The organism is Ruegeria sp. YTSA105 (assembly GCF_059610225.1).
Map to the genome: position 1 here is coordinate 179,612 of NZ_JBXWNE010000005.1, position 24,679 is coordinate 204,290.

The 24,679-nt window shown below is 57.7% G+C and carries 26 protein-coding genes; 16 read left to right on the plus strand and 10 right to left on the minus strand.

Features of this window, described 5'->3' with window-relative positions:
- Nucleotides 1–220 precede the first annotated feature (220 nt).
- From AC2FH2_RS09145 to AC2FH2_RS09160, 4 genes are all read left to right on the plus strand, one after another.
- On the plus strand, nucleotides 221–547 hold the full coding sequence (locus tag AC2FH2_RS09145; RefSeq protein ID WP_496689677.1) for a DUF6497 family protein: 327 nt from the start codon (nucleotides 221–223) through the stop codon (nucleotides 545–547).
- Nucleotides 548–620: 73 nt separating this feature from the next.
- Nucleotides 621–974 (plus strand): hypothetical protein, encoded by a 354-nt coding sequence (locus AC2FH2_RS09150; protein ID WP_142636799.1) that lies wholly within the window; start codon nucleotides 621–623, stop codon nucleotides 972–974.
- A 706-nt stretch (nucleotides 975–1,680) separates the two neighbouring features.
- Nucleotides 1,681–1,884 (plus strand): hypothetical protein, encoded by a 204-nt coding sequence (locus AC2FH2_RS09155; RefSeq protein ID WP_142636801.1) that lies wholly within the window; start codon nucleotides 1,681–1,683, stop codon nucleotides 1,882–1,884.
- 114 nt (nucleotides 1,885–1,998) lie between these two features.
- The gene (locus AC2FH2_RS09160) at nucleotides 1,999–4,044 is read left to right on the plus strand and encodes an ATP-binding protein (protein WP_496823364.1); all 2,046 of its coding nucleotides are present in this window, start codon (nucleotides 1,999–2,001) and stop codon (nucleotides 4,042–4,044) included.
- 76 nt (nucleotides 4,045–4,120) lie between these two features.
- Here AC2FH2_RS09160 and AC2FH2_RS09165 read toward each other — a convergent pair whose 3' ends face one another.
- Nucleotides 4,121–4,567, minus strand: a complete 447-nt coding sequence (locus tag AC2FH2_RS09165) for a DUF4174 domain-containing protein (protein ID WP_271949456.1) — start codon at nucleotides 4,565–4,567, stop codon at nucleotides 4,121–4,123.
- A gap of 168 nt (nucleotides 4,568–4,735) precedes the next feature.
- Between AC2FH2_RS09165 and scpA the strand changes: the two genes are divergently transcribed.
- The 6 genes from scpA (at nucleotide 4,736) to AC2FH2_RS09195 (ending at nucleotide 10,201) form a co-directional block, all read left to right on the plus strand.
- Nucleotides 4,736–6,862 carry a methylmalonyl-CoA mutase gene (gene scpA, locus AC2FH2_RS09170; RefSeq protein ID WP_496712814.1) on the plus strand — a complete coding sequence of 709 codons (2,127 nt, stop codon included), beginning with the start codon at nucleotides 4,736–4,738 and terminating at the stop codon, nucleotides 6,860–6,862.
- Nucleotides 6,863–6,969: 107 nt separating this feature from the next.
- Nucleotides 6,970–7,572 carry a VOC family protein gene (locus tag AC2FH2_RS09175; RefSeq protein ID WP_281972738.1) on the plus strand — a complete coding sequence of 201 codons (603 nt, stop codon included), beginning with the start codon at nucleotides 6,970–6,972 and terminating at the stop codon, nucleotides 7,570–7,572.
- Entirely contained in the window at nucleotides 7,569–8,057 is a 489-nt protein-coding gene (locus AC2FH2_RS09180) for a GNAT family N-acetyltransferase (protein ID WP_271949461.1), read from the plus strand. The genes AC2FH2_RS09175 and AC2FH2_RS09180 overlap by 4 nt, the downstream gene beginning before the upstream one ends.
- A gap of 45 nt (nucleotides 8,058–8,102) precedes the next feature.
- Complete coding sequence (locus AC2FH2_RS09185; protein ID WP_142636813.1) at nucleotides 8,103–8,783, plus strand: molecular chaperone DjiA; 681 nt, start codon at nucleotides 8,103–8,105, stop codon at nucleotides 8,781–8,783.
- Nucleotides 8,784–8,787: 4 nt separating this feature from the next.
- Nucleotides 8,788–9,792 (plus strand): endonuclease/exonuclease/phosphatase family protein, encoded by a 1,005-nt coding sequence (locus AC2FH2_RS09190; protein ID WP_496823365.1) that lies wholly within the window; start codon nucleotides 8,788–8,790, stop codon nucleotides 9,790–9,792.
- Between the two features lie 37 nt (nucleotides 9,793–9,829).
- Nucleotides 9,830–10,201 carry a hypothetical protein gene (locus AC2FH2_RS09195; protein WP_496823366.1) on the plus strand — a complete coding sequence of 124 codons (372 nt, stop codon included), beginning with the start codon at nucleotides 9,830–9,832 and terminating at the stop codon, nucleotides 10,199–10,201.
- A gap of 3 nt (nucleotides 10,202–10,204) precedes the next feature.
- Here AC2FH2_RS09195 and AC2FH2_RS09200 read toward each other — a convergent pair whose 3' ends face one another.
- From AC2FH2_RS09200 to AC2FH2_RS09220, 5 genes are all read right to left on the minus strand, one after another.
- The gene (locus AC2FH2_RS09200; protein ID WP_496693826.1) at nucleotides 10,205–11,749 is read right to left on the minus strand and encodes a Ppx/GppA family phosphatase; all 1,545 of its coding nucleotides are present in this window, start codon (nucleotides 11,747–11,749) and stop codon (nucleotides 10,205–10,207) included.
- 49 nt (nucleotides 11,750–11,798) lie between these two features.
- Nucleotides 11,799–12,488 (minus strand): P-loop NTPase family protein, encoded by a 690-nt coding sequence (locus tag AC2FH2_RS09205; protein ID WP_271949468.1) that lies wholly within the window; start codon nucleotides 12,486–12,488, stop codon nucleotides 11,799–11,801.
- Nucleotides 12,489–13,562, minus strand: coding sequence for an AI-2E family transporter (locus tag AC2FH2_RS09210; RefSeq protein ID WP_142636822.1), 1,074 nt, complete (start codon nucleotides 13,560–13,562; stop codon nucleotides 12,489–12,491).
- Nucleotides 13,563–13,653: 91 nt separating this feature from the next.
- A complete protein-coding gene (locus AC2FH2_RS09215) occupies nucleotides 13,654–14,628 on the minus strand; it encodes an isopenicillin N synthase family dioxygenase (protein WP_496823367.1) in 975 nt (324 codons plus the stop codon).
- Nucleotides 14,628–15,992 carry an FAD-dependent oxidoreductase gene (locus AC2FH2_RS09220; protein WP_496823368.1) on the minus strand — a complete coding sequence of 455 codons (1,365 nt, stop codon included), beginning with the start codon at nucleotides 15,990–15,992 and terminating at the stop codon, nucleotides 14,628–14,630. The genes AC2FH2_RS09215 and AC2FH2_RS09220 overlap by 1 nt, the downstream gene beginning before the upstream one ends.
- A 167-nt stretch (nucleotides 15,993–16,159) precedes the next feature.
- Between AC2FH2_RS09220 and proS the strand changes: the two genes are divergently transcribed.
- A complete protein-coding gene (proS, locus tag AC2FH2_RS09225) occupies nucleotides 16,160–17,500 on the plus strand; it encodes a proline--tRNA ligase (RefSeq protein ID WP_271949474.1) in 1,341 nt (446 codons plus the stop codon).
- Complete coding sequence (locus AC2FH2_RS09230) at nucleotides 17,484–18,374, plus strand: glycosyltransferase family 2 protein (protein WP_496823369.1); 891 nt, start codon at nucleotides 17,484–17,486, stop codon at nucleotides 18,372–18,374. The genes proS and AC2FH2_RS09230 overlap by 17 nt, the downstream gene beginning before the upstream one ends.
- On the opposite strand, the gene AC2FH2_RS09235 is transcribed toward AC2FH2_RS09230, so the two are convergent.
- Entirely contained in the window at nucleotides 18,371–18,730 is a 360-nt protein-coding gene (locus AC2FH2_RS09235; protein ID WP_496712824.1) for a hypothetical protein, read from the minus strand. The genes AC2FH2_RS09230 and AC2FH2_RS09235 overlap by 4 nt on opposite strands.
- A 247-nt stretch (nucleotides 18,731–18,977) precedes the next feature.
- On the opposite strand from AC2FH2_RS09235, the gene AC2FH2_RS09240 reads away from it, so the two are divergent.
- The 3 genes from AC2FH2_RS09240 to AC2FH2_RS09250 all read left to right on the plus strand — a co-directional run bounded on the left by AC2FH2_RS09240 (nucleotide 18,978) and on the right by AC2FH2_RS09250 (nucleotide 22,098).
- Nucleotides 18,978–20,060, plus strand: a complete 1,083-nt coding sequence (locus AC2FH2_RS09240; protein WP_281972746.1) for a DUF6492 family protein — start codon at nucleotides 18,978–18,980, stop codon at nucleotides 20,058–20,060.
- Nucleotides 20,061–20,123: 63 nt separating this feature from the next.
- A complete protein-coding gene (locus tag AC2FH2_RS09245; protein WP_142636836.1) occupies nucleotides 20,124–21,419 on the plus strand; it encodes a lipoprotein-releasing ABC transporter permease subunit in 1,296 nt (431 codons plus the stop codon).
- Nucleotides 21,412–22,098: an ABC transporter ATP-binding protein gene (locus AC2FH2_RS09250; protein WP_496823370.1), complete on the plus strand. Its 687-nt coding sequence runs from the start codon at nucleotides 21,412–21,414 to the stop codon at nucleotides 22,096–22,098. Before AC2FH2_RS09245 ends, AC2FH2_RS09250 begins: the two co-directional genes overlap by 8 nt.
- Here the strand turns inward: AC2FH2_RS09250 and AC2FH2_RS09255 are convergent.
- Nucleotides 22,082–22,519, minus strand: a complete 438-nt coding sequence (locus AC2FH2_RS09255) for a DMT family transporter (protein ID WP_496823371.1) — start codon at nucleotides 22,517–22,519, stop codon at nucleotides 22,082–22,084. The genes AC2FH2_RS09250 and AC2FH2_RS09255 overlap by 17 nt on opposite strands.
- A gap of 91 nt (nucleotides 22,520–22,610) precedes the next feature.
- Here AC2FH2_RS09255 and AC2FH2_RS09260 point away from each other — a divergent pair, with 91 nt between their 5' ends.
- A complete protein-coding gene (locus AC2FH2_RS09260; protein WP_496706570.1) occupies nucleotides 22,611–23,015 on the plus strand; it encodes a c-type cytochrome in 405 nt (134 codons plus the stop codon).
- A 3-nt stretch (nucleotides 23,016–23,018) separates the two neighbouring features.
- Here AC2FH2_RS09260 and AC2FH2_RS09265 read toward each other — a convergent pair whose 3' ends face one another.
- Together AC2FH2_RS09265 and AC2FH2_RS09270 are read right to left on the minus strand one after the other, a co-directional pair.
- Nucleotides 23,019–23,705 carry a hypothetical protein gene (locus tag AC2FH2_RS09265; protein ID WP_496823372.1) on the minus strand — a complete coding sequence of 229 codons (687 nt, stop codon included), beginning with the start codon at nucleotides 23,703–23,705 and terminating at the stop codon, nucleotides 23,019–23,021.
- A 44-nt stretch (nucleotides 23,706–23,749) separates the two neighbouring features.
- Entirely contained in the window at nucleotides 23,750–24,412 is a 663-nt protein-coding gene (locus AC2FH2_RS09270; RefSeq protein ID WP_496823373.1) for a DNA-3-methyladenine glycosylase I, read from the minus strand.
- Nucleotides 24,413–24,679: the final 267 nt, after the last annotated feature.

The following is a 24,679-nucleotide window of genomic DNA, read 5'->3' on the forward strand; positions in this document are numbered from 1 at the left end:
CCTCTGGGCACGTTGGTGAAAGACCCCCAAACGGCGAATTTGACTTTGAGAGCAAAGCTGCTAAATGAAATGCCTTATTGGACATAGAAAAGCGCGGGCCAGTAGGCATGCGCGCGCGATCCCGGAGAGAGGAGCTCGCCTTTGGTGGGTCTGGGATCGCGCCTTATGTCTGGCAATTCTCTGTCTTGGTTCGCCTACATTCGCAGAAGCATTGGTGCCGGTGCCCTCTGGGCAGCCTGTACATCTGAACGATGTCCTGCTGGACAACAATCCGGGCGAGTTATGGCTGCGCTTTCGCTTCATCGCGCCAAAGATAGGCTCGGATGTGGGACGCATTGGATATGATGTCGCCACGATCGACATGGAGCACCTGTGTCAGACGCTGGCCGTGGCCTATGTCGCGCACCACAAGCTGGAACCAGCCAGGGTTGTGATTTCCCTTTCGAACAAGCCGATAGATTTTGGCCATACCGCGCCGGATGCCACGCAGTTCTTCGAAGCGTATCTTCTGCAGGATTCCCAATGTATCTGGGACGGAGGGATTTGAGAATGGTTGTCAATTACCACAATTTCTGTGCATTCCCCTTCGCCTCAAAGGACCTTAGCGAAGAGGCGCTGAAATGTTGAAACATCGCGGATTTCCCGGCCGTCTGACCGGGACGGATTATCAATTCACTATCAGACGGGCCAACCCAAAGGGTGTTACCCCACTGACAACGCGTGAACGGTTCCGGGATCGTAAACCTGCTGATCGTCGCGCGGATGCAGCCTTTATCGAGGCCCTGTGGGAGCATTTCGGCGACCAGCCATTCGAACGTGGCAATCTGGATGCCGGTCGCCTGAGCTGGTTTTTCGGGCGTGAGGTCATTCCGGCGGAGGATCCGTTTGACCCCGCCAGCTATGATGCCCTGCTGGTCATTGATCCGAGCGTGGCCAGAGCCTCGTTTCCGGACATTTTCGGCGGGGATAGCTGAAGGTGATCGACGTCGTCGCACATAAACGCCTTGGAAATTCCAACAGGGTTTCTTTGCCCCGGTTGGGTCAAGAAGGATATGTGCGCTGTGCAGATCGGGCGCGTGACAATCGCGCAAAATACCTGAGGGAAAGGGCGCAAACCACTGATTCTATGGCCTGTATAACCCGTGGCTTGGTGGCGGGAAAACCATCAAGGCTCGGGCAGGAAAAAGGCCGGTCGGCGGGGGTTGGCCGCGGCGACTTAGGATCGAATTCTTCAGGTCATGTGATCTCAGGTAGCGTTGATAAAACAAAGGTTTGCGTGACTGTCGGGGTGCGAATTTCGCCCTGCCCAACCAAAGTTCACGCGAGCGGAATCGGCGCGTTTCTGCGCGATATTTCGCTGAATGGGCAGATTCTGGCCGGAAATTTCACCACTGGCCAATCCCGGTTTGCAGGTGCAACCGGGCCGTGCATGGTGAGCGGGTCGTGCGGCTCTACTTTGCCTGCGCCGTACGCGCACCTACTATTCCGTACCCCTTCCTTCCGCGGGCAGGCTTGTGGTTCTCACAATGTCCTGCCCGCGTTTTTCTTTGTGCAAACTTCAGTCATTGGATGGCATAAAACTGCGCAAATGGGCATTTCGGTAGGCTCGTTATTGAATAACAGTGGCGATTTCCCGCATCTGGCTCTGAAATTGTTAAAAAACCAAAAAGGGCAGACATCATGCGAATCTCGAAAGTCATTCTTGCAATGGCGACCTGTGCAGGGCTCGCGGCGTGCGGAGACTCGACCGGCGAGCAGGCGTTGCTTGGCGGCGGAGCCGGCGCCGTTGGCGCGGCAGTCGTCAGTGCCGACCCGCTGTTGGGTGCCGTGGTCGGCGCGGCAGGCAACGTGCTTTACTGCAAGACCCAGAACAACTGTAGATAACGAAATCTTCGGGGCCCCCGTCGCCCCGACCGTCATCGCGCGACACGCCGTCGTGGGGCCATTGCCCCGCGGCGGCGTTTTGCGTTTCCAGAACTTCAAGACAGAGGACGTTCCATGTTCAACAAGATCCTGATCGCCAACCGGGGCGAGATCGCCTGCCGGGTTATCAAAACCGCCCGCAAGATGGGTATCGGCACGGTCGCCATCTATTCGGACGCGGACAAGAACGCCCTGCATGTGTCGATGGCAGATGAGGCCGTGCATATCGGCCCGCCACCTGCGAACCAGTCCTATATCGTGATCGACAAGGTCATGGATGCGATCCGTCAGAGCGGCGCGCAGGCGGTTCACCCGGGGTATGGTTTTCTGTCGGAAAACTCGAGATTCGCCCAAGCTCTGGATGCCGAAGGCGTGGCCTTTATCGGCCCTCCGGTCGGTGCGATTGAAAGCATGGGTGACAAGATCACCTCTAAAAAGATCGCGCAAGAGGCCGGCGTCTCTACGGTTCCGGGCTATATGGGCCTGATCGAAGACGCCGACGAGGCCGTCAAGATTTCGAATGAGATCGGATATCCGGTCATGATCAAGGCCAGTGCTGGCGGCGGTGGTAAAGGCATGCGGATCGCGTGGAATGACGACGAGGCGCGCGAAGGGTTCCAGTCGTCCAAGAACGAGGCCGCGAATTCCTTTGGCGATGACCGGATTTTCATCGAGAAATTCGTGACCCAGCCCCGCCACATCGAGATTCAGGTTCTGTGCGACAGCCACGGCAACGGGGTTTATCTGGGCGAACGCGAATGCTCGATCCAGCGTCGGAACCAGAAGGTTGTGGAAGAGGCACCATCGCCTTTCCTGGATGAGGCGACCCGCAAGGCGATGGGCGAGCAGGCGGTGGCCCTGGCCAAGGCTGTGGATTATGCCAGCGCTGGCACGGTCGAGTTTATCGTTGATGGTGACAAGAACTTCTACTTTCTAGAAATGAACACACGCCTGCAGGTGGAACACCCGGTGACCGAACTGATCACCGGTGTCGATCTGGTCGAACAGATGATCCGCGTCGCGGCCGGTGAGAAGCTGTCGATCTCGCAGGACGATGTCACACTGACCGGCTGGGCGATTGAAAACCGTTTGTATGCCGAAGATCCTTATCGTGGCTTCTTGCCGTCCATTGGTCGTTTGACGCGCTACCGCCCGCCTCAGGAAACTGCCGCTGGTCCGCTGTTGGTTAATGACAAATGGCAGGGTGAGGCCCCCAGCGGAGAGGCCGCCGTTCGCAACGATACCGGCGTCTATGAAGGCGGCGAGATCAGTATGTATTACGATCCGATGATCGCCAAATTGTGCACCTGGGCCCCGACCCGTGATCAAGCGATTGAGGCGATGCGGGTGGCGCTGGACAGTTTCGAGGTCGAAGGCATCGGGCACAATCTGCCGTTCCTGTCGGCAGTGATGGATCACCCGATCTTCATCAAGGGCGCGATGACTACCGCGTTCATCGAAGAACAGTACCCCGATGGGTTCCAGGGCGTAGAGCTGCCCGCGGCTGACCTGCGCCAGATCGCAGCCTCCTGCGCCGCCATGCACCGGGTGGCCGAGATTCGCCGCACCCGTGTATCGGGCCGGATGGACAACCATGAACGCAAGGTCGGCAAACGCTGGGTCGTGACCCTGCAGGGCCAGGAATACGCAGTTCAGGTGAATGCCGATAAAGAGGGCGCGACGGTCAAATTCGAAGACGGCGCGACATTGCGCGTGGCCTCGGAGTGGACGCCGGGCGACCAACTGGCGGTGCTGGACGTAGACGGTAGCCCGCTGGTTCTGAAGGCCGACAAAATCTCGGGCGGGTTCCGGATCCGCAACCGGGGCGCGGATATGAAGGTGCATGTGCGCCGTCCGCGTCAGGCGGAACTGGCGAAGCTGATGCCCGAGAAACTGCCGCCTGATACCTCGAAGCTGCTGCTCTGCCCGATGCCTGGCCTGATCGTAAAGGTCGATGTCGAAGTGGGCCAAGAAGTGCAGGAAGGTCAGGCGCTGTGCACCATCGAGGCGATGAAGATGGAAAACATTCTGCGCGCCGAGAAAAAAGGCACCGTTGCCAAGATCAACGCAGGCCCCGGCGACAGCCTCGCCGTGGATGATGTGATCATCGAGTTTGAATGATCATGACCGTGCGTTTGTCATATCCTGCAAGGGAACCGGCGGTCGCCGCCGGGGCCGTCGGGTATGGGAAACGCGTTCAGCCGCCCTCGCGCCGTTCACGGATTTCGCGTTGGCGCAGGGGGGTCTTGTCGATGGAGCGACCGATTTCACGCACGCTCCAAGGGGAGGGTTTGCGCAGTTTGACCACGCCGTCCTTGTCGACAAACACCATCTGGAACCCACGCGGGCGCAGTTTTGACCGGATGGGCGAGCGGGCGTCAGGGTCAGTGTCGATCAGAACGACCACATCGCGGTCGCGCATGACGTCCTCCCCTTCCAAAAGCATGTCGACCTGCTGCTGGAATCGCGGGTCAGCAGGTGTATCGGCAAAGACAACAATGGGCCGCTTGATCCACAGATATTCGCTGAGCTCGCTATCCCCCACAGGGCGGACAAATTCATCGTCAACCGGGGCTACCCCGTCAGCTGCAAGGGCCGCCAGTGGAAATAGCGCCGAAAAAACAAAGGCTAGCGTTCGTGTCATTGGGCCTCCTGTTGGATTGAATATAGTCCCTGTGCGCACGAATGCGACCAGCGAAATGCACGCAGCCCATAAAATATTGCGTCCCATCCAATTCGAATGGGCGCAACCACGGATGATAACGCGCGGGCCACGCCCTTGCGCGACCCGAATTGAGAAAAGGATATCGCAATGACCAATAGGAAAGACTGGCAGGCGCTGGCCGAGAAAGAGCTGCGCGGTCGCCCGTTGGACGACCTGACCAAAGAGACGCTGGAAGGCATCGCCGTCAAGCCACTCTATACGCAGGAAGATACGGCTGATCTGCCGCATATGGGCTCCATGCCCGGGTTTGGGCCGTTCACGCGCGGGGTAAAGGCGACAATGTATGCCGGTCGTCCCTGGACGATCCGCCAATATGCGGGGTTTTCCACCGCCGAGGAATCGAATGCCTTCTACCGTCGCAATCTGGCGGCGGGTCAGCAGGGGGTCTCGGTTGCTTTCGATCTGGCCACGCACCGCGGATATGACAGCGACCACCCACGCGTTGTCGGCGATGTGGGCAAGGCCGGTGTGGCCATCGACAGCGTAGAGGACATGAAGATTCTGTTCGACGGCATCCCGTTGGACAAGGTCTCGGTCTCGATGACCATGAACGGTGCCGTGGTTCCTATCCTGGCAAGTTTCATTGTAGCGGGTGAGGAACAGGGCCACGACAAATCCGTCCTGTCCGGCACTATTCAGAATGACATTCTGAAAGAATTCATGGTGCGTAACACCTATATCTACCCGCCTGAGCCTTCGATGAAGATCATCTCGGACATCATCGAATATACGTCGAATGATATGCCCAAATTCAACTCGATCTCAATCTCGGGCTATCACATGCAAGAGGCCGGGGCGAACCTGGTGCAGGAGCTGGCCTATACGCTGGCTGACGGGCGCGAATACGTTCGTGCAGCGACACAGGCCGGAATGGATGTCGACAAATTCGCTGGTCGCTTGTCGTTCTTTTTTGCCATTGGCATGAATTTCTTCATGGAAATTGCCAAGCTGCGTGCGGCCCGTACCCTTTGGCATCGGGTAATGACCGATTTCGGCGCGAAATCCGAGCGCTCTAAGATGCTGCGGACCCATTGCCAGACCTCAGGCGTGTCGCTGCAAGAACAAGACCCCTATAACAACGTGATCCGCACGGCCTATGAGGCGATGAGCGCGGTTCTGGGCGGCACCCAATCGCTGCATACTAACGCCTTGGACGAGGCGATTGCGCTGCCCACCGATTTCTCTGCTCGCATTGCACGGAACACTCAGTTGGTGCTGCAAGAGGAAACCGGGGTGACCGATGTGGTCGATCCGCTGGCCGGGTCTTACTACGTCGAAAGCCTGACTAATGAGCTGGTCGAAAAAGCCTGGGCTCTTATGGAAGAGGTCGAGGAAATGGGCGGCATGACCAAGGCCGTTGCATCCGGCATGCCAAAGCTTCGGATAGAAGAAAGCGCCGCCCGACGGCAGGCGATGATCGACCGGGGTGACGAGGTAATCGTCGGCGTCAACAAGTACCGCAAGGAACGGGAAGACCCGATAGACATTCTGGATGTCGACAATGTGGCTGTCCGCGAGGCGCAGGTGGCACGTCTGGAACGCATCCGTGCCACGCGCGATGAGGCTGCCTGCCAAAAGGCGCTGGACACCCTGACGACTACCGCCCGCGATGGCGGCAACCTGCTGGCCGCTGCTGTCGAAGCCGCCCGTGCCCGCGCATCCGTAGGAGAGATCAGCATGGCAATGGAAAAGGAATTTGGTCGCCACCGCGCCGAGGTTAAAACGCTGGCCGGTGTTTATGGGGCCGCCTATGAGGGCGACGAAGGCTTTGCCGCCATCCAGAAGTCCATTGAGGATTTTGCTGAGGCCGAAGGCCGTCGCCCGCGCCTGCTGGTCGTCAAGATGGGGCAGGACGGGCATGACCGGGGAGCCAAGGTGATCGCCACAGCCTTTGCCGATATCGGCTTTGACGTGGACGTTGGCCCGCTGTTCCAAACGCCAGCCGAAGCAGCACAAGACGCGGTGGACAATGACGTCCATGTCGTCGGCATTTCGTCTCAGGCAGCCGGGCACAAGACGCTGGCCCCGCAGCTGGTCGAAGAACTGAAAAAGGCCGGGGCTGAGGATATCATCGTCATCTGCGGAGGTGTCATCCCACAACAGGATTATAAGTTCCTCTATGATCACGGGGTTAAGGCGATCTTTGGTCCGGGTACGAACATCCCAGAGGCGGCACAAGATATCCTGAGTTTGATCGGCGAAGCCAAAGATTGACCCGGCGCCAAGTTTTTCGTCGAAAAATCTTGTGATCCAGCGCCTTTGAGGAAAACATACGGCCAGACCCTTGCGGTCTGGCCGTATGTCATCTGGGGGGCTCATCCGTGTTACTTGATCACTTGGCGGTTGCTGGCGAAACGCTTGAACAGGCTTCGGCTCATGTCGAACAGGCGCTGGGCGTACCCTTGCAGGACGGCGGCAAGCACGAGAAATTCGGAACTCATAACCGGTTGTTGGGCCTTCGGGACGGTTTGTATCTGGAAGCCATCGCGATTGACCCCGATGCACCCAATCCGCAAATAACCCGCTGGTTCGATCTAGATCGGTTTCAGGGCGCTCCCCGCCTGACCAACTGGATTTGCCAGGTTCCGGATATCGAGACCTCACTGATGGTCTTTCCTGACGGAGTCGGCCAACCGATCGACCTAAACCGTGGCGCGCTGCGTTGGCGCATGGCGGTGCCTCCCAATGGGCGCCTGCCGTTTGATAATCTTTTCCCGGCGCTGATCCAGTGGCAGGGTGACCTTCACCCGGCAAACATGCTGAACGACAGTGGCTGCCAGCTGCGCCGCCTAGTCGTCTATCACCCTGATGCGCTGGATCTCGCCAAAGCGGTGGGGCCGTTGGGGCAAGTTGAGTTCGACAGCGGTCCGGCGGCGTTGCGTGCCGAAATCGACACACCGCACGGGGTACGGGTATTGGAATGAACATCCGGCAAGCCCAGCCAGAAGATGCACCCGCTGTTGCGGCGATCTGGAATGCGATCATCCGCGATACGCTGATCACATTCACCACTGACTTGCGCAACGATGACGCCGTTGCCTTGGATATCGTCTCCAGGGGGGCGGCGTTTCTGGTGGCCGAGCGTGACGGCGTTGTTCTGGGCTTCGCAACCTATGGTGCGTTTCGGTCAGGGCCGGGCTATGCCCATACGCGTGAACACTCGATCCTGTTGGCACCGCAGGCGCGGGGCCAGGGGATAGGCCGCGCATTGTTGCAGGCCTTGGAAGCCCGCGCACAGATGGACAATGTTCATGTTCTGATTGCGGGCATTTCCTCGGCCAACCCTGCGGCCATCGCTTTCCATACGGCTGCCGGATTTACACAAGTGGGCCTGATGCCCGAGGTGGGGTTTAAATGCGGTCAGTGGTTAGATCTTGTGCTGATGCAGAAAATTCTTGCCCCGCAGTGATCTGTCGCACCTGACAGTCGCGACAGAGCGGGTTAGGGTGCGCTCATGTCGATTTGGACCCGTATATCCGATGCGCTAAGCGCGCTTGCACAGGGCGAAAGCCTGACAGCCGTGTTCGAGAAACTGCGCACGCCGCCGGAACGCTCGGTCGCCTTTGCGATTGCGGTCATCGCCCTGGGGGCTAAGATGGCCAAGGCCGACGGGCAGGTCACGCGAGACGAGGTTACTGCCTTTCGGGATGTATTCCAGATCGCGCGCGAAGATGAGGCCGGTGCAGCCCGTGTCTTTGACATGGCGCGCACCGATGTCGCCGGGTATCAGGAATATGCCAGCAAAATTGCCTATATGTTCGCAGAAGACAGCACCACCTTGTGCGACCTGATGGAGGGGTTGTTTCATATCGCAATGGCCGACGGGTTTTATCATCCCAACGAAAATAAGTTTCTGGAAGATGTCAGCCGGATATTCGGTCAGACCGATGCTCAGTTTCTGGCCTTACGCGCACGGTTTGTACCGGATGCACCAAAGGATCCCTATACGGTGCTGGGTGTGCCGCGGAATATGCCTCTGCCCGACATTCGTAAGGTCTGGCGACAACTTGTACGCGACACTCATCCCGACGCCATGATGTCACGAGGCGTTCCGGAAGAGGCCATTCGTCTGGCGGAAAAAAAGATGATCGACATCAATCGCGCCTGGGATGAAATCAAAGGCGCGCAGGCCTGAACCGATGCGATTGGCAACCTACAATATTGAATGGTTCGCCAATCTCTTCGACCGGCAAGACCGTTTGATCGTAGATGACAGCTGGTCCGGCAGATACAATGTCACCAAAGCTGAACAGATCGAGGCCATCGCAAAAGTGCTGACGGCGATTGATGCGGATGCCGTGCTGATTGTTGAAGCTCCGAATACTGGTAAGACGCAGAACACGGTGCGTGCGTTGCAAGGGTTTGCCGAAGCGTTCGATCTCCGCATAGGAAACGCGATCATGGGGTTTCCGAACGATACCCATCAGGAACTTGCGTTTCTTTTCGATCCTCAGATCCTGTCATTGCGCCATGATCCCAAAGGAAACAAGGAAGGAAAAGGGGCTGCCCCTCGTTTTGATGGCGTGTTCAAGATCGACCTGGATATTGATGCAACCGAGGATCATGTGCGCTTTTCCAAGCCGCCAATGGAGTTGTCAGCGCAGACGTCAGGCGGGGCGACGTTCCGCCTGATCGGAGCGCATCTGAAATCCAAAGCCCCGCATGGGGCAGAAAGCCGCGATGAGGCGATCCGGATATCCATCGCCAATCGACGCAAACAGCTTGCACAGGCTGTCTGGTTGGGGCGGCGAGTACAGACGCATATTGCGGCTGACGAGCATGTCATCCTTTTGGGCGATCTCAACGACGGGCCGGGCTTGGATGAGTTTGAAAACCTGTTCGGGCGCTCATCTGTTGAAATCCTGTTGCAGACCGGTCTGTTCGATCCGCATGCGGTGATGGCAAATGAGGCTGAATCCGAAATCTTACCCTCGTCCGCGCGCTTTGTGCGCCGCGACAGGGCTGATCATCTTGAGGCGCTGTTGGATTATGTCATGATCAGCGAAGGGCTGCGTGTTAAGCGCCCGAAATGGCGCATATGGCATCCTTTCCAGGACCCTGCATGCTATGCCTCGCGGGACCTGCACGAGGCGCTGCTGACAGCCTCGGATCACTTCCCTGTCACGCTGGATATTGATCTGTGACCTTTCATCGCCGGCGTGGGCGACTTATATCTGAAGCATGAAAAAGTTCATTTCAATATGCGTGGTCACAGCGGCCATGGGCGTTCCGGCACAGGCAGAGGACGACACAGGCAAATCCTTGATGGAACAAGGGGCTGAGTTGTTCTTTGAAGGGCTGCGTCAGGAAATGGAACCCGCGCTTGAGGATTTGTTGGGGCTGGCAGATCAATTCGGCCCCGCGATGCAGTCGTTTTTTGAGGAAATGGGACCGGCCCTGGCGGAACTGGCCGCCGAAGTGCAGGACTGGAGCGTTTACGAGGCTCCGGAAATCATGCCGAACGGGGATATCATTATCCGCAAAAAGCCGCCCGAGCCCGAGGTTGGGCCGGAAAAACCCGAAAATGAGCCCGAAGGCGAGATTGATATCTGAGGGTCAGCCTTTGATGATCAAGCGGGGTTCGGATTTCAGCGTGCTTGCCAATGAGTTCAGTCGTGCTTCGGCCACTTCGCTAAAGAGAGGGGCTGCGGCTTCTGGCAAAATCAGCTCTAGCTGACGTTTTTTAGGGTACAGCCGAAGCGTGCCCATCGTGGCTTCGTTCTGCATCCACAGCATTGCACCAAAGCGCATGGCTTTGCCCAGAATCTCGGCCTGTTCCTGATCTTTTTCGCCCAACAAGTCATAGAGAGGGGTAAACCGGTTGCCCTCACGCTTGTTGCGATACCTGTGCTGCAGGGCCAGCCCGATATAGACCCGTTCGGAATGCTTTAATCCGCCCAAGTTGGCGCGAGTTACGTAATCAAAGCAGGTTTCAGCCCGGTAATCCGGATGGGCGCGCCAACTGACATCGTGCAAAAGACACGCAGCCTTGATCAGCCTGACCCGCGCGGCCGGCGCGGATTTGAACAGAGGCATGACGAATTCGAACAGATGTTTGCCAAACCCGGGCAGGCGGGCATCTTTGGCTTCGGAAAAATAGCTGGCTTCGATCAGAGGGTCACGATCGCGCAGGATTTGTGGCATCTGTTCGTAAAGCAGGCCTTCGCGGATGCCATAGCTGGAAACGGCAATGTCCTTGGGTTTGAACGTTCGCACCAGTCGCGCAAGCACATCCATCGCATAAGGGATCAGCGCCATCCGAGAACCCGAGACGCCTGCCAGACTGCGCAGTTTTTCCGGGTCACCCTTTTCGATGAATTTGATGGTTTGATGCACCTGCTTCGTCGTCATCCGATATTCATGCAGCACGTTCAGGGGATATCCCCGGCGCAGCATGTCGAGCCTTGCAAAGGCCCGCCAGCTTCCGCCCACCAGAAACAGACGATCGCGCTGAGGGCCCATCTGGTCGCGCAGGTTTTCCATCGTCTCCTTGATTTGCGCCTTGCGCGCGCGACGACCGCCCTTGATATCCCGCAGCTTCAGCGGACCTAGGGCCGACGACAGGCGACGACCAACGTCTCCGCCACCGATCTCGGCCAGCTCCATCGAGGACCCGCCGATATCACAGATCAGACCATATGCACCGGGCCAGCCCAGTAAAACGCCCTGAGCGGACAGGCGTGCCTCTTCCCCGCCGTCGATGACCGAGACCGTCAACCCGGTTAGCGCTTGAACTTCGGCGCAAAAATCCGGGCCATCCTTGGCCTCTCGCACGGCGGCGGTGGCCACGACGTGCAGCCCCGGCAGACCCAGATCGTCTGACAGCCGGGAAAAACGCTTCAACGCAGCCAGGGCACGTATCCTGCCAAGCGGGTTCAGGCGGCCGGTCTCGGACAGGCCCGCGCCAAGCTCGCACATGACTTTTTCATTGTAGAAATAGGCAGGCGATCGCGCCGCACCATCAAAGATCACCATCCTGACCGAGTTCGACCCTACATCAACAACGCCGACGCGCGACAGGGCGCGGGCCTCGGGGTTGTCAAACAACGGCTTTCCGAAAGGTCCCCAGTCGGGAATGTTGGTATCTACGGCTTGATCCATATCTCTTCCAGATATTCCAGGCTTAAGATGCGAAATCACCGGGGACGGGTCAATCGCTGGTTTCGGCATCTTCCAGTTCCGCACTCAGTACCCGTACGGCCAGAGCCCGCGTGATGTCTCGTTTCTCAGACAGCGCCAGTTGATCCAGCAGCGCCACAGCGCTGGCGGCGGTTTCGAAACGGCGATCCATATGTTTGACGAGGTAAGCGATGACCTCGGGTCCGGGGTTCAGCTGTCGGTCTACGAACAGTTTGGCCAGCACGGCGCCCAGTAGCGCGTCATCGGGCGGGTCCAGCGCAACGTGATGTGCGCCTTCGATCCTGCTTTGCAGGTCAGGCAAGGGCAACTGCCAGAAATTTGGCGCCAGGCGCCCGGTCATCAACAGGGCGTGGCCTTCTGCCAACACAAGATTGTGCAAATGGAATAGGGTTTTCTGCTGGTCGATATCGCCAGCAATCATGGGGACATCTTCCACTGCGATCGGTGTTTGGGCGAGGTCAGGAACCTCGTCGTGCTTAATCTGCGAGGCTTGCACAATGCGACCACCGGTCTCGGCCGCCCACACATGGGCCAGATGTGTCTTGCCCGCGCCTGCAGGACCGCTGAGCACCAGTTTATTCCCCGGCCATGAGGTAGCCGAGATCATGGCCACGGCCAGCGCATTTGCAGGCGAGACGAAAAAATCCTCGCGCCCCAGCGCAGTCTTGGCCGGTAGATCAAAGCTCAGCTGTAGGGCCATTCAATCGTCTTCCTGGTCCAAACCCACAAGGCCAGTATACAGACGGCTATCCAAATAGATCGACGTGGCAAAGCGCGCCAGAACGCCAAGTGCTGCGGCGACCGGGACGGCGATCAGCATCCCGACAAATCCGAACAGGGCGCCAAAGACCGACAATGCCAGCAACAGCCAGACCGGGTGCAACCCGACCGAGCTGCCGACGAGCTTTGGCGTCAGAAAATTGCCCTCGGCCACCTGACCCAATGCAAAGACCGCTGCGACCAGCCCAATTTGCGTCCAGTCTCCCCAGAACTGGAAAAGTGCCAAACCAATGGCCAGTGAGCCCCCGATCAGGGCGCCCAGATAAGGGATAAACGTGACCAAGCCGGCGATGAACCCAACGACCAGCCCGAACTGCAGTCCGACGGCCATCAGCGCGACGGCGTAATAGGTGCCCAGGATCAGGCAGACCGTGCCCATTCCACGTACAAATGAGGCCAGAACGCTGTCAATCTCACCAGCCAGCCGCTTGATGGTGGGGGCGTGGTCGCGGGGCAAAAGCTCTGCGATACGAGCAATCATGCGGTCCCAGTCCAACAGCATGTAAACGGTGACCACTGGGACAATCACCAGCAGAACCACCACGTTGATGGCTGATCCAAGCGACGCAGCGACAGATTGCAGGACATCACCAGTTTTGGACTGAAGCGTCTCTCCCAAGGACACCAGAAATTGGTGCGTGTTGGATTCGCGGTCCAAAAGCGACGGGAATTGCTGTTCGATAAACCCTCTTAGCTGCTTGAGAAGGCTGGGCATAACCTCGACCAGGTCGATCAACTGGGTGATCAGCGCCGGAACGACCATCAGGATAAGCAGTACGAAACCCAAAACGCCGACAACCGTGATTACCCCCGTAGCGGCCATGCGGGACAGGCCCAGCTTTTCAAGCCTATCCGCAACAGGATCAAGGAAATAGGCAATCGCGCCACCGATTACAAAGGGCAGCAATACATCGCCAAGTGCCCACAACAGCAGTACAATAACCACTGCGGCGATGCCCCAGTACCTGAGTTGATCTCTTACCGGCAAAGCCATGGTTGTCCCCTTGTTTCGGCACGTGCAAATGTTCTTGGCGTATGCGGCCCCACGATGCAAGCGCTTCATGACCCGCCAGAATCGCGCGGGGCTAGTCGCTTAACGTGCCCAGTTCAGGGGTGGCGTCATGGGCTGTTTCGTCGGGCCAGTTGGTGCGCCAGATTTCGGCAGACCAATGGCCGCAATGAACGGATGGACGGTCAAAGCCGGGCAGAGGCGTCAAAAGCGGTTCGACAACCACATCATGCCGCGGCACCGCGAAATACGGGAAGGAATAGCGTTCTTGACCCGATCGGTTGACCACTCTGTGAGGGGTGGATTTTAACCGACCACCCGACCAAAGCTCTAGCATGTCGCCGATATTGACGACAAATCCACCCGGCGGGCAGTCGGGTGTGATCCAGCCGCCATCGCGGGTCCGAACTTCAAGCCCGCCGACCGGGTCAGGGGCGATGATGGTCAGCGCATCTGTGTCCTTATGCGGGTGGATGCCATAGCCGGTATCGTCCGGGGCCTGAGGGGGATAGTGCAGCAGGGACATATTGGTCATAGGCTCATGAAACGCGTCTCGCAGCTGGTTCGCAGGTAGCTTCAACCCCACCTCCAGGGCGCCCAGCAGCATATGCGCGACACCGTCCAGCTTTGACCAGTAATCCAGAATCACTGCCTGTGCCCGTGGGACATGACGGGGCCAGATATTGGGGCCATAGAGGGCACAATCTCGGCGGATGGGCGCATCCAGGTCCACCTGATAATGCAGCTTGTAGCCTTCGTATTTATCCGCTTTGCCCGACCCGTCATTCGGGGTGAAAAACCCCATCGGGATAAAACCGCGATAATTCTCGCGTGTGATCGCCTGATCCCATTTCGCATCATCGTCGATGTCGAAAATCGCCCGGACGCAAGTGCGCATGTTGTTGACGGTGTCCCGCGAAACGCCGGTGCCGGTAATCGACAGGAACCCAATCCGGGTGCAGGCAACCATGACTGCCTGAACGGTTGCGTTGAAATCGGTGTGGCTGGCATCACCCAGCGGAGCAATGTCGATTGTTGGGATGTGGTCCATCAGCGTATCCTCACGCCTTGCCGTGCCAGTTCTTTATGCACCGGGGCAAGGTTCAATTTATCGAGGTCTTGGTTGCTTTTGAGTGAAAGCGCCGCAGCAATCCCCGCGCCCTGACCCATGACCGCACAGCAAGCCATGTTGCGCGTCGCCGCATGGGCAACCCGGTCCGCCCCATGTGACCGGCCCGCGACCAGCAGGCCCTTGATCCCTTTGGGCAGCATCGACCGATAGGGGATATGCATGTACCGACCAGTCGTGGGCAGGATCAAAATGCCATAGCCGTCGATGAATTCGGGATAGATGCCGATGGTGTCTTCGAACCGGCCCTGATGGCGGGCATCATCCTCGGTCATGTTGTACACCGCGTCGATCTTGCGGGTGTCGCGAATGCCGATGGTCATCCCGAAATTCCGCAGCCGGGCGTTCTCACACCCGGGCATGAACCGGCGCAGCGCCTCGATGGCGAGCATTGACTGACGTCGCCCTTCGATCTCACCGCGGGTCATGCTGTCGGGATCGGTGCCATCGATCTCGGCCAGATGAATAAGGTTCATATAGGTCAGCTCACCGGTGTCATGCATCGCGCCCCAAGTGCCCGCGATGGTGTTCAGATGTGCTGGGATCAGCCCCTGATCAATCGCCTGCTGGAACGGTTTGTGCACAAAGGGCGAGTACATGTCGTCCTCTTTACCGCTGGTCTCAATGTTCCATTCGCCACCACCGCCCCAGTCCTTATAGGTCTGGGGGTCGGCCTTTACGCCTTCGATAAAGGCGCGCTTGTCGACGCCCGCCAGATGGAACATGACCGAGGCCGCCATCATGTCTTCTCGTGCGGTCTTGTGCGTGGGCGCACCGGCGCGATGGGCGACATCTGCGTCCCCGGTAGCGTCAATGACAACCTTCGCCAGTATCGCCTCGCGCCCGGCTTTGGATTCGGTGATGATGCCGGTGATCCGGTCGCCGTCCATGATCGGAGCCACGAATTGCCGATGCAGCATCGGATGCACACCGGCCTCTTCAATCAGTTTGTCGGCGACCAATTTGAACCCTTCGCTGTCCAGCTCATAACTCAGCGACTGGCTTTCTGGCACCGCCGCACCCATTTCTTTGGCGCGGGTTTCGAACTCCATGCCGATGCCGCCAGCCTCGACCGTTTGCTCGTGGCGATACCAGGCAAAGCCTTCAACGCCGACAGCAGTGATATTGCCGCCCATGCAGCCGAAGCGGTCGACCAGAGACACTTCGGCTCCGGCCCGTGCGGCCGCCAGCGCTGCGGCCAGACCTGCAGGCCCGGAGCCAACAACCAGAACGTCCGTGGAATGGACAACGGGGATCTGACGGGCGGGTTCTTGAATGGTCTGCATGGGCGCCTCGGTGACTTTACATTGCCGCCACATTTGACACAGCTAACTGGCGGGTCAATCAAAAAACCGACAGGCCCGTGGTCGTAAAACCCCAATGCGTGATTGCCCCCGGCGGGGCTTTGGCATAATCACCTTTGAAGTCGAATTTTACCTCTAAAGGTCAAGCCATGCGCCTCAGCCGTTACTTTCTGCCCGTTCTCAAGGAAAACCCCTCCGAGGCTCAGATCGTCAGCCACCGGCTGATGCTGCGCGCGGGCATGATCAAGCAGGCCGCTGCTGGGATCTATTCCTGGCTCCCGCTGGGGTTCAAAGTTCTGCGCAAGCTGGAAAACATCGTGCACGAAGAACAGGCGCGGGCGGGTCACATCGCCATTCAGATGCCTGTCATGCAATCGGCAGATCTGTGGCGCGAATCCGGACGTTATGACGACTACGGCCAGGAAATGTTGCGCATGAAAGACCGGCATGACCGGGACATGCTTTTTACCCCGACTGCCGAGGAACTGGTGACCGACATTTTTCGGGGTCATGTCAGTAGCTACAAGGACCTGCCGCTGACGCTCTATCAGATCCAGTGGAAATTCCGCGATGAAATCCGTCCGCGTTTCGGCGTGATGCGGGGCCGCGAGTTCTATATGAAGGACGGTTATAATTTCGACTTGACCAAAGAGGATGCGCTGCACGCCTATAACCGCCACCTGGTTACATATCTGCGCACCTATGAGCGCATGGGCTTGCAGGCGATCCCGATGCGCGCCGATTCCGGCCCAATCGGTGGCGACGATACGCATGAATTCCTGGTTTTGGCTGAAACCGGCGAGTCTGAGGTATTCTATGACAGCGCCGTCACCGACCTGACTTTTGGCGACCGTCAGATTGACTATGACGACCGTGGTCAATGTCAGTCCATTCTGGAAGAGTTCACTTCAAAATACGCCCGCACCGACGAGACGCATGACGAGGCGCTGTTCAATCAGGTGCCGGAAGATCGGCGCCGTGTGGCGCGCGGGATCGAAGTTGGCCAGATCTTCTATTTCGGCACAAAATATTCCGAACCCCTTGGGGCAACCGTTCAAGGCCCCGATGGCAAACCGGTTCCGGTCCATATGGGTAGCCACGGCATCGGTGTCAGCCGCTTGGTTGGCGCGATCATTGAAGCCAGCCATGACGACAAGGGCATCATCTGGCCAGAGGGCGTGACCCCGTTCCATTGCGGTATCGTGAACCTGAAACAAGGCGATGACGAAGCGGACGCAGCCTGTGAAAAACTCTATGCCGCGCTGACCGTGCTGGGGTTGGAGCCACTTTATGATGACCGTAACGAACGGGCAGGCGGTAAATTCGCCACGATGGATTTGATCGGCCTGCCTTGGCGGATCACGGTCGGCCCGCGCGGCCTGAAGAACGGTGTGGTGGAACTGACTTGCCGCCGCACAGGCGAAAGCGAAGAGTTGAGCCCCGAAGCCGCCGTCACCAAGATCGCCGAGATCTATGAGCGCATTGCCTGAAACCGACACGCCGCTGATCTCGGTCATCACGGCGACATATAACCTTCTGTCCCAAGGGCGGCAGGACAGTTTCCGCGAAGTCATAGCCTGTATGGCCCGGCAGAGTTGCGACCGGGCCGAACATATCATTCAGGATGGCGCATCGAATGACGGCACGGTGGCGTTTCTGGAAGAGCTGACGGCAGGTGCACCACGAACGCGCGTGATCAGCGCGCCTGATACTGGCCTGTATGATGCCATGAACAAAGGCGCCGAGGCTGCACAGGGTGAATATCTGCTGTTCCTGAACTCGGATGACTCGTTGGCATCGGATGGCATTTTGAACACCGTTGCCGACCGGCTTGCGGAATCTCGACCGGATTTCCTGTATGGCTCGACCCTGCGCAAATACGAGGACGGTTCGGAAAGTCGGGAAAAGCGCATGTCGCTCAAAGCGATCCTGCAGCGGATGCCGTTCTGCCACAATTCGGTGTTGCTGCGGCGGGATGTGTTTCAGGCGCTTGGCGGGCATGACACGCAGTTTCGGGTGGCTGCGGATTATGACCTGATGCTGAGGCTTGTCGCTGCCAGATATCAGGGAGAGCGCACGGATGAGCCTGTTTCCATGTTCTGGGGCAGGGGCATAACCAGCGACATTGTCAAAACCGCCGAGGATTATGCCCGCGTCTGGGTTCAATTCTATTCAGGTTTCAATGCAGCGCGGACCCTGACCCAACAGGATTTCTTCCGGTTCTACCGCCGCGGACACATGCCTGCCAATCTGATGATCGAATTACTGCGGCGCCCAGATACCCCAGACGGGATCAAACTGGCGGCACGCCATAGCCTATGGAAAACGGCCCGCCGATCCGTACAGTTTTGGCGGCGCTATTAGTGGCCTGCCGCAGTCGGTCGGACGGATAGCAGATCACCATCAGCCTCGGATCCGCGTGAAACAACGATCGGACGGCCCAAGCGATTGACCAGGTCCTTAAATTCGAACCCCAGAAAGCGTATTCCGCAAACACGGTCGCCAGTCATGCGATCGGTGATACATAACCGCCCCTGTCGAAACGCCAAATGGTACCCTTTATCTTTCAGGATATCCGTCAGATTGCCCCAGCTTGCGGCACCGGAAAATATCGGGCGTATCGCCGCGCGCAGCAGTGCTGCGGTCTCGCAATCAATTTCTGTAGATAGTTTCCGGGCCGAAATTGCGCCCGGTTGTTCTGTTTCAGTACGAATATTCATGAGCGACCCCCGCTCTGGAAATGAATTCCCCCACAAAGTAGGGTGACAAAGTTTCTTTAAATAATCAAAAAGCGAAATAATATTGCGCCTAAAATGTTGCATTATGAGTGCAGTTTCACCCTGAATGCTCACATTGACTTCATAGCTGAAACAATGCGGTGCTGTCTGTGAAGGGCTTCACAACCAAGGGTATAATGCGGCATGTGGAAATCATCCGTATTTTGAAAAACCCCGACCTGATTCGCCGATGGTTGAATTTCTTGCGGAATTGGATCACCTGGAATTTGCTGATACACGGGCCGAAAATCACAAAAGGATCCACGGTTTGCTGAGCTTCACAACCGTCGTCTATTCCAAAGACTTCCCCTTGCTTGAATTGCAGGCATTGTCTTTTGCCCGATTTGTTGACCCTGATCAGGTCGGCTCGATCCGGGTGATCATGAACGATGTGGACGAACCGGCACTGCGCGCGATGGTGGAACCGATTTTGGCTTCTTACGGCCCGTTGCGACCCAAAGTTGAAGTCCTGAGCGGCGATGACGTTTTGCTGGCTCCTGGGCAATGCGCGCGCCGGTCGATCTCGGACAGGATATTGGTCGAAAACCGATACCGCATTCCGGGCGCGCGCAAGGGTGGATGGCGTGGCAACAACGGATACCGGACACAGCAGGTTTTGAAATTGGGATCTGCTCGGGCTGCCTCGACAGAAAACATTGTAATACTGGACACCAAGAACCTGTTTCTGCGCCCCTTTCAGGAGGCCGAGTTTTTCTCGGACAGTGGTGCGGCGCGGATTCCGTTTATCGGTGTGAACAGCGATTATCACAGACGCTGGCTGGAACAGAGCTTTGATGCGCTGGGCGCGTCGATCCCGGAAACGGACGGTATACAGACAACAAATTTCGCAACGCCTTATCCTGTGCGCCGGTCGCTGATCCTGGATCTGCTGCAAGAGATAAATGCGCGCCACGGATCGGTTCAGTCGCTATTTGCCTCTCGCAGGCGCCCGTCTGAGTTTATGTTGTTGAATGCATTTTGTCTGAAATCCGAAGCCGGTTTTGCGCCTTGGTTCGAACCCTCGGGAAACACTAGCATAGGGCTGTGGCCATCCTTTTCGGCGCAGAAACTGACTGATGAGCTTTCCCGGCTGGACGATCCGGAAACTCTGACCCTAGGCTTGCATAACAGAGCGCTTTACAAGCTGCCCGCCGACATTCGAAACCGGGTGTTTCACGAGCTGGAAAGCCGCGGTATCTGCGATCGTTCCATCGCCGAGGCCGCCTTGAACAGAACCGCTGCTTTGACCGGGCAAGTCGAAGTGGGCGGATAACCGGCTTGACCCCCGGTCGAATTGCCGAGAGGGTCGCCACAAAACAAAACCAGCGGAGCAGACATGGCCAAGACACCACCGCCATTTGCGCTTTTTGAGTGGAAAATCGCTTGGCGATACCTGCGTGCGCGCCGTGCTGAAGGTGGCGTCAGCGTGATGACATGGATTTCGCTGATCGGGATTACCCTGGCAGTGTTTGCGCTGATCGCCACATTGGCCGTCAGGTCCGGTTTCCGGTCCGAATTTGTCGGAACCATTCTGGGGGCTAACGCCCATGTGACCGTGTATTCATCGGGTGAGTTCACTGCGCAGGGGCAGGTAGATCGCACTATTGCGGATTATACGGACATGGCCGACCGGATCGCTCAGGTTCCAGGCGTTCAGCGTGCAGCACCTTTGGTGAAAGGTCAGGTTCTGATCACCAATCGCGACCGCAGCAGCGGGGTTGAGGTATTTGGCATCCAGCCCGAAGATTTGCTGGAACTGCCAGGTGTCGCCGAAAGCGAACAGGCGGTTGGTGATCTGTCGATGTTTCAGAACGGCCAGGACGTCATTGCCATAGGTTCAGGTGTCGCGCGCAGCATCGGGGCGACGGTGGGCGATACCATCAAGCTGACCTCGCCCAATGGGGTGAAGACCGCGTTTGGCACCTCTCCCCGGGTGAATGCCTATCAGGTGGTTTATGTGTTTTCGGCCGGGCGTTATGACATCGACCGGACGCGGGTCTATATGCCCTTCGAACAGGCGCAGGGATTTTTCAACCGCGAGGGCGTGGCCGATGAGATCGAGGTCATGGTCGACCGCCCCGAAGAGTTGACGCCGATCCTGATCCCCATCCTTGAGGCCGCAGGTGAGCGCAGTCAGATCTGGACATGGCAGGATGCCTCGGGCGGGTTCCTGCGTGCGCTTGAGGTGGAAGACAATGTCATGTTCATCATTCTGTCGATCCTGGTTCTGATCGCCGCGATGAACATCGTTTCGGGTCTGATCATGCTGGTGAAAAACAAGGGCCGAGACATCGGCATCTTACGCACCATCGGGCTGAGCGAAGGCTCGATCCTGCGCGTGTTCTTTATCTGCGGCGCGTTTACCGGGATCATCGGCACTGGGTTGGGCGTGGTGCTGGGCTGTCTCTTTGCGATCTATATCGACCCGATCTTCAGCTTTGTGAACTTTGTAATGGGGGGCGGTGTTTGGGATCCGTCCATCCGCGGTATTTATGCGCTTCCAGCTGAACTGCATCTGTCGGATGTGCTCAAGGCTGTTGGCCTATCTCTGGGCCTGTCATTTCTGGTCACCTATTTCCCCGCCCGTCGCGCGGCGCGGCTGAACCCTGTTGAGGCGCTGCGCTATGAGTGATGTAATGATGCGATTGGCCGGTCTGACCAAGACTTATCTCAAAGGTAAGCCGGGTGAGGTTCAGGTATTGCGCGGTGTCGATTTGGACCTGCGTGCGGGCGAGGCCGTGGCTCTTGTGGCGCCCTCTGGTGCCGGTAAGTCGACGCTGTTGCATATTGCCGGATTGTTGGACACACCCGACACAGGATCGGTTGAGGTCGTGGGCCAGAACGTGACGGGGAAAGGTGATCGCACACGTACTGCCTTGCGGCGGCAGGATGTCGGCTTTGTCTACCAGTTCCACCATCTGTTGCCAGAATTCAGCGCGTTGGAGAATATTACCCTCCCGCAGCTGGCCAATGGCGTGTCCGAAAGGGCAGCCCAGGAACGGGCGATGTCCCTTCTGGATCATGTCGGCGTCGCCGCGCGCGCCGATCACCGGCCGGCCGCCCTGTCTGGCGGTGAGCAGCAACGCGTGGCTTTCTGCCGCGCATTGGCCAACAAACCTCGGGTTCTTCTTGCGGATGAGCCGACAGGCAATTTGGACCCTGAAACCTCGGATCAGGTTTTTGACGCATTGATGGCTTTGGTGCGGGACGAGGGGCTCTCGGCTCTGATCGCGACACATAACATGCAGCTTGCCGCCCGGATGGACCGAACACTGAGGCTGGACGGAGGCGCGCTTAGGCCAGTTGAGTGATGGCAACGCCTGCAGCCATCACTGCGATACCGCTTGCGCGAACCCATGTCAGCGGGGTGACCTGAGCGCCAAACAAGCCGAAGTGGTCGATGGCTGCAGTGCTGACGAGTTGCCCAAGAATGACAAAGAACACCGCGTTGCCGACCCCGAAATGTGGCGCAACATGGGTGATCGACAGAACGTAAAAGGCGACAAGCACACCGGCCAGAAGCAGGTGCTTGGGGGCATCGGCCATTTTTGAAAGGGCTCCAAAGCCGGGAAAAACCACCATCAACGCTGCACTTGATGCAAAGGCTATCGCAAACAGGACCACAGCCGCTGTTGTTGGCGACCCGATCAATTTGCCCAATGCGGCATTCAACGCGGCAAGGATCGGAACCCCAATTCCAGCCACAAGCATTATAGCAGCATATTGTGTCATGTGGTTTTCCTATTGCCTCGTTGATCTGGATCATTGCGCCAAGCCCAGGCACGGGCAAGCCTGAAAATGTCAAATCTGACAGGAGGATGTGATGATCAGACAGGCAATGGGGGCGCTATCGATAGCGGCGTTTGTGACGGCGTCTCAGGTCAGCGCGCAGGATGCAGATACCGGCGCCGAGCTGTACCAGCATTATTGTGCAACCTGCCACGGGATCGACGCGACGGGCTATGGTCCAATGGCAGGCGTCCTTGTTATTCAGCCAACTGACCTGACGCGGCTTGCAAGCAGCGAAGGGGTTTTCCCGACCGCTCGTGTTGTGGCGCGCATAGATGGACGAGACCCGCTGGTCAGCCATGGCAGCCCGATGCCAGTCTATGGACCGTATTTCGAAGGGCAGGATACGGCGATGAAAACACCAGATGGGCAGCCGATCCTAACCAGCCAGCCGATCGTGGATCTGGTGGCTTATCTGCAGACGCTGCAGGTCAACTGAACGTTACCGACAGATTCCTTTGATCTCGGCATCGGCCCAGGGGATGACCACTGCGCTTTCACGCTTGTCACCACGTAGCGGAGCCAGATCGAAATGTGCGCCCAGCATCTCGTGCAGACGCCTGGTGCGGGGTGCCGAAGGATCCAGCGCCCGGCAACAAATGTATTCCTCGACAATGGCCCCCTGCTGTTCGTACCCGTAGGACAGGAAATCAGGCGAGCTCTCCAGATCGAATTGATAGGGGTCGTTATTCCCGCCATGCTCGGCTGCGGCGCGCAGCGGATGATAGCCGGTCTTCTTGCGGTTTTGCCATTGCCACACATGGGTCAGTTCATGACCCAGCAACATCGCCGCGATCAGGTTCATCCGATCCGGGAATTCGGACATGTAATCGTCCAGATACCAGTCCCGGGTGAAATAGACCTTGTTGAACAGGGCCACTGCCGCGGGTTTTGCGGTGACGACACCTTCTTTCGGGGCGGGAAAAATGCGCTCGCGGCAGGCAAGGCGTGACCGATCTTTACGATAGAAAGTTATTGGCGCAACTGGTGCGCCTTCGACCAACCGCACTTTGTTGAGTTTCAGCGTATCACCCTGAAGTGTGCGGGTAAAAGCAGCCTCCTGATCAGTCAGGGGGCGACCGCAAGCGGTGAGTACCAAAAGGGACGTCATCAAAATGAGGCGCAACATGACAAAAAATCTATTCTGGCAGCACTCGTGTGCAAATGGTTTTTTTACAGGCTCATTGCCAGGACGCGGCTGATTTCCGTCAGAGATCGCCCGGACTGTTCCATCCATGTGTTGAATGCCGCTTGAACCGAGGCCATGGCCTTTTTCGATGTCGGCGGCTTATCGACCACGCCCTCGGCCACCAGCCGTGCGGTCACATCCTGTGACAGGATGAAACTGTCACGCCCCGCAAATCGCATTGCATATTGCACCGATGCGCCACCCAGACGCGACCCTCGCTTGCTCAGCATGTTCAGCAAACCGACATAGTCATCCGAAGGCCACCCTCCCAGAATCTTTCCGACGCCACCTTCTTGGCGCAGTTCCAGCAAAAAGGCAGCATTGTCGCGGACCGTGGCGATCTTGGTGCCATTGCGCACGATTCGAGTGTCCTGCAGCAGAGCATCGAACTTTTCGTCATCCATAAAGGCGCAGCGTCCAATGTCGAACCCGTCAAAAGCGGTTTCGAACCCGTCCCATTTGTTTTCGATGACCTTCCAGTTAAACCCGGCCTGAAAGATGCATTTCGTGATAATCGACAGCCAGCGATCTTCGGGCATTTCAGCCAGTTCCGCAGGGCTTTTGGGTTTGGAAAGCTTGTTGCTCAGGGCATCTGTCCCGCCGTGACGGCTGGCGGCTATGGCGAAAATCTCGTCGAAATGGCGCATCTGCAGAATCCTCCAAACCTAGCGTCGCGTTTTGCGGTCGGTGTTGCAAGGTGGCCCGGGACACATGCCTGCCAAGGTAAAAAAACATCCCAAGCCCAAAAGAAATGCTCGACAAAGTGGGTGATTCTGGTTTGTGATTGACTCGTCAATCAATATCCGCACCGCAATGCTGGGGAAATGCAGTGGGCGCGGGCGCCTAGCATGATGCTGAAAGAGGGGAAACACTTGGGCAAAGGGGCGAGTTATTCCGTGCCGCGCCGAACTGTC

Excerpts from the sequence above, each read along its gene's own strand:
- AC2FH2_RS09150 (WP_142636799.1), top strand. The coding sequence starts at position 621 with ATGTTGAAACATCGCGGATTTCCCGGCCGTCTGACCGGGACGGATTAT.
- AC2FH2_RS09155 (WP_142636801.1), top strand. The coding sequence starts at position 1,681 with ATGCGAATCTCGAAAGTCATTCTTGCAATGGCGACCTGTGCAGGGCTC.
- AC2FH2_RS09160 (WP_496823364.1), top strand. The coding sequence starts at position 1,999 with ATGTTCAACAAGATCCTGATCGCCAACCGGGGCGAGATCGCCTGCCGG.
- AC2FH2_RS09165 (WP_271949456.1), bottom strand. The coding sequence starts at position 4,567 with ATGACACGAACGCTAGCCTTTGTTTTTTCGGCGCTATTTCCACTGGCG.
- scpA (WP_496712814.1), top strand. The coding sequence starts at position 4,736 with ATGACCAATAGGAAAGACTGGCAGGCGCTGGCCGAGAAAGAGCTGCGC.
- AC2FH2_RS09180 (WP_271949461.1), top strand. The coding sequence starts at position 7,569 with ATGAACATCCGGCAAGCCCAGCCAGAAGATGCACCCGCTGTTGCGGCG.
- AC2FH2_RS09185 (WP_142636813.1), top strand. The coding sequence starts at position 8,103 with ATGTCGATTTGGACCCGTATATCCGATGCGCTAAGCGCGCTTGCACAG.
- AC2FH2_RS09190 (WP_496823365.1), top strand. The coding sequence starts at position 8,788 with ATGCGATTGGCAACCTACAATATTGAATGGTTCGCCAATCTCTTCGAC.
- AC2FH2_RS09195 (WP_496823366.1), top strand. The coding sequence starts at position 9,830 with ATGAAAAAGTTCATTTCAATATGCGTGGTCACAGCGGCCATGGGCGTT.
- AC2FH2_RS09200 (WP_496693826.1), bottom strand. The coding sequence starts at position 11,749 with ATGGATCAAGCCGTAGATACCAACATTCCCGACTGGGGACCTTTCGGA.
- AC2FH2_RS09205 (WP_271949468.1), bottom strand. The coding sequence starts at position 12,488 with ATGGCCCTACAGCTGAGCTTTGATCTACCGGCCAAGACTGCGCTGGGG.
- AC2FH2_RS09210 (WP_142636822.1), bottom strand. The coding sequence starts at position 13,562 with ATGGCTTTGCCGGTAAGAGATCAACTCAGGTACTGGGGCATCGCCGCA.
- AC2FH2_RS09215 (WP_496823367.1), bottom strand. The coding sequence starts at position 14,628 with ATGGACCACATCCCAACAATCGACATTGCTCCGCTGGGTGATGCCAGC.
- AC2FH2_RS09220 (WP_496823368.1), bottom strand. The coding sequence starts at position 15,992 with ATGCAGACCATTCAAGAACCCGCCCGTCAGATCCCCGTTGTCCATTCC.
- proS (WP_271949474.1), top strand. The coding sequence starts at position 16,160 with ATGCGCCTCAGCCGTTACTTTCTGCCCGTTCTCAAGGAAAACCCCTCC.
- AC2FH2_RS09230 (WP_496823369.1), top strand. The coding sequence starts at position 17,484 with ATGAGCGCATTGCCTGAAACCGACACGCCGCTGATCTCGGTCATCACG.
- AC2FH2_RS09235 (WP_496712824.1), bottom strand. The coding sequence starts at position 18,730 with ATGAATATTCGTACTGAAACAGAACAACCGGGCGCAATTTCGGCCCGG.
- AC2FH2_RS09240 (WP_281972746.1), top strand. The coding sequence starts at position 18,978 with ATGGTTGAATTTCTTGCGGAATTGGATCACCTGGAATTTGCTGATACA.
- AC2FH2_RS09245 (WP_142636836.1), top strand. The coding sequence starts at position 20,124 with ATGGCCAAGACACCACCGCCATTTGCGCTTTTTGAGTGGAAAATCGCT.
- AC2FH2_RS09250 (WP_496823370.1), top strand. The coding sequence starts at position 21,412 with ATGAGTGATGTAATGATGCGATTGGCCGGTCTGACCAAGACTTATCTC.
- AC2FH2_RS09255 (WP_496823371.1), bottom strand. The coding sequence starts at position 22,519 with ATGACACAATATGCTGCTATAATGCTTGTGGCTGGAATTGGGGTTCCG.
- AC2FH2_RS09260 (WP_496706570.1), top strand. The coding sequence starts at position 22,611 with ATGATCAGACAGGCAATGGGGGCGCTATCGATAGCGGCGTTTGTGACG.
- AC2FH2_RS09265 (WP_496823372.1), bottom strand. The coding sequence starts at position 23,705 with ATGTTGCGCCTCATTTTGATGACGTCCCTTTTGGTACTCACCGCTTGC.
- AC2FH2_RS09270 (WP_496823373.1), bottom strand. The coding sequence starts at position 24,412 with ATGCGCCATTTCGACGAGATTTTCGCCATAGCCGCCAGCCGTCACGGC.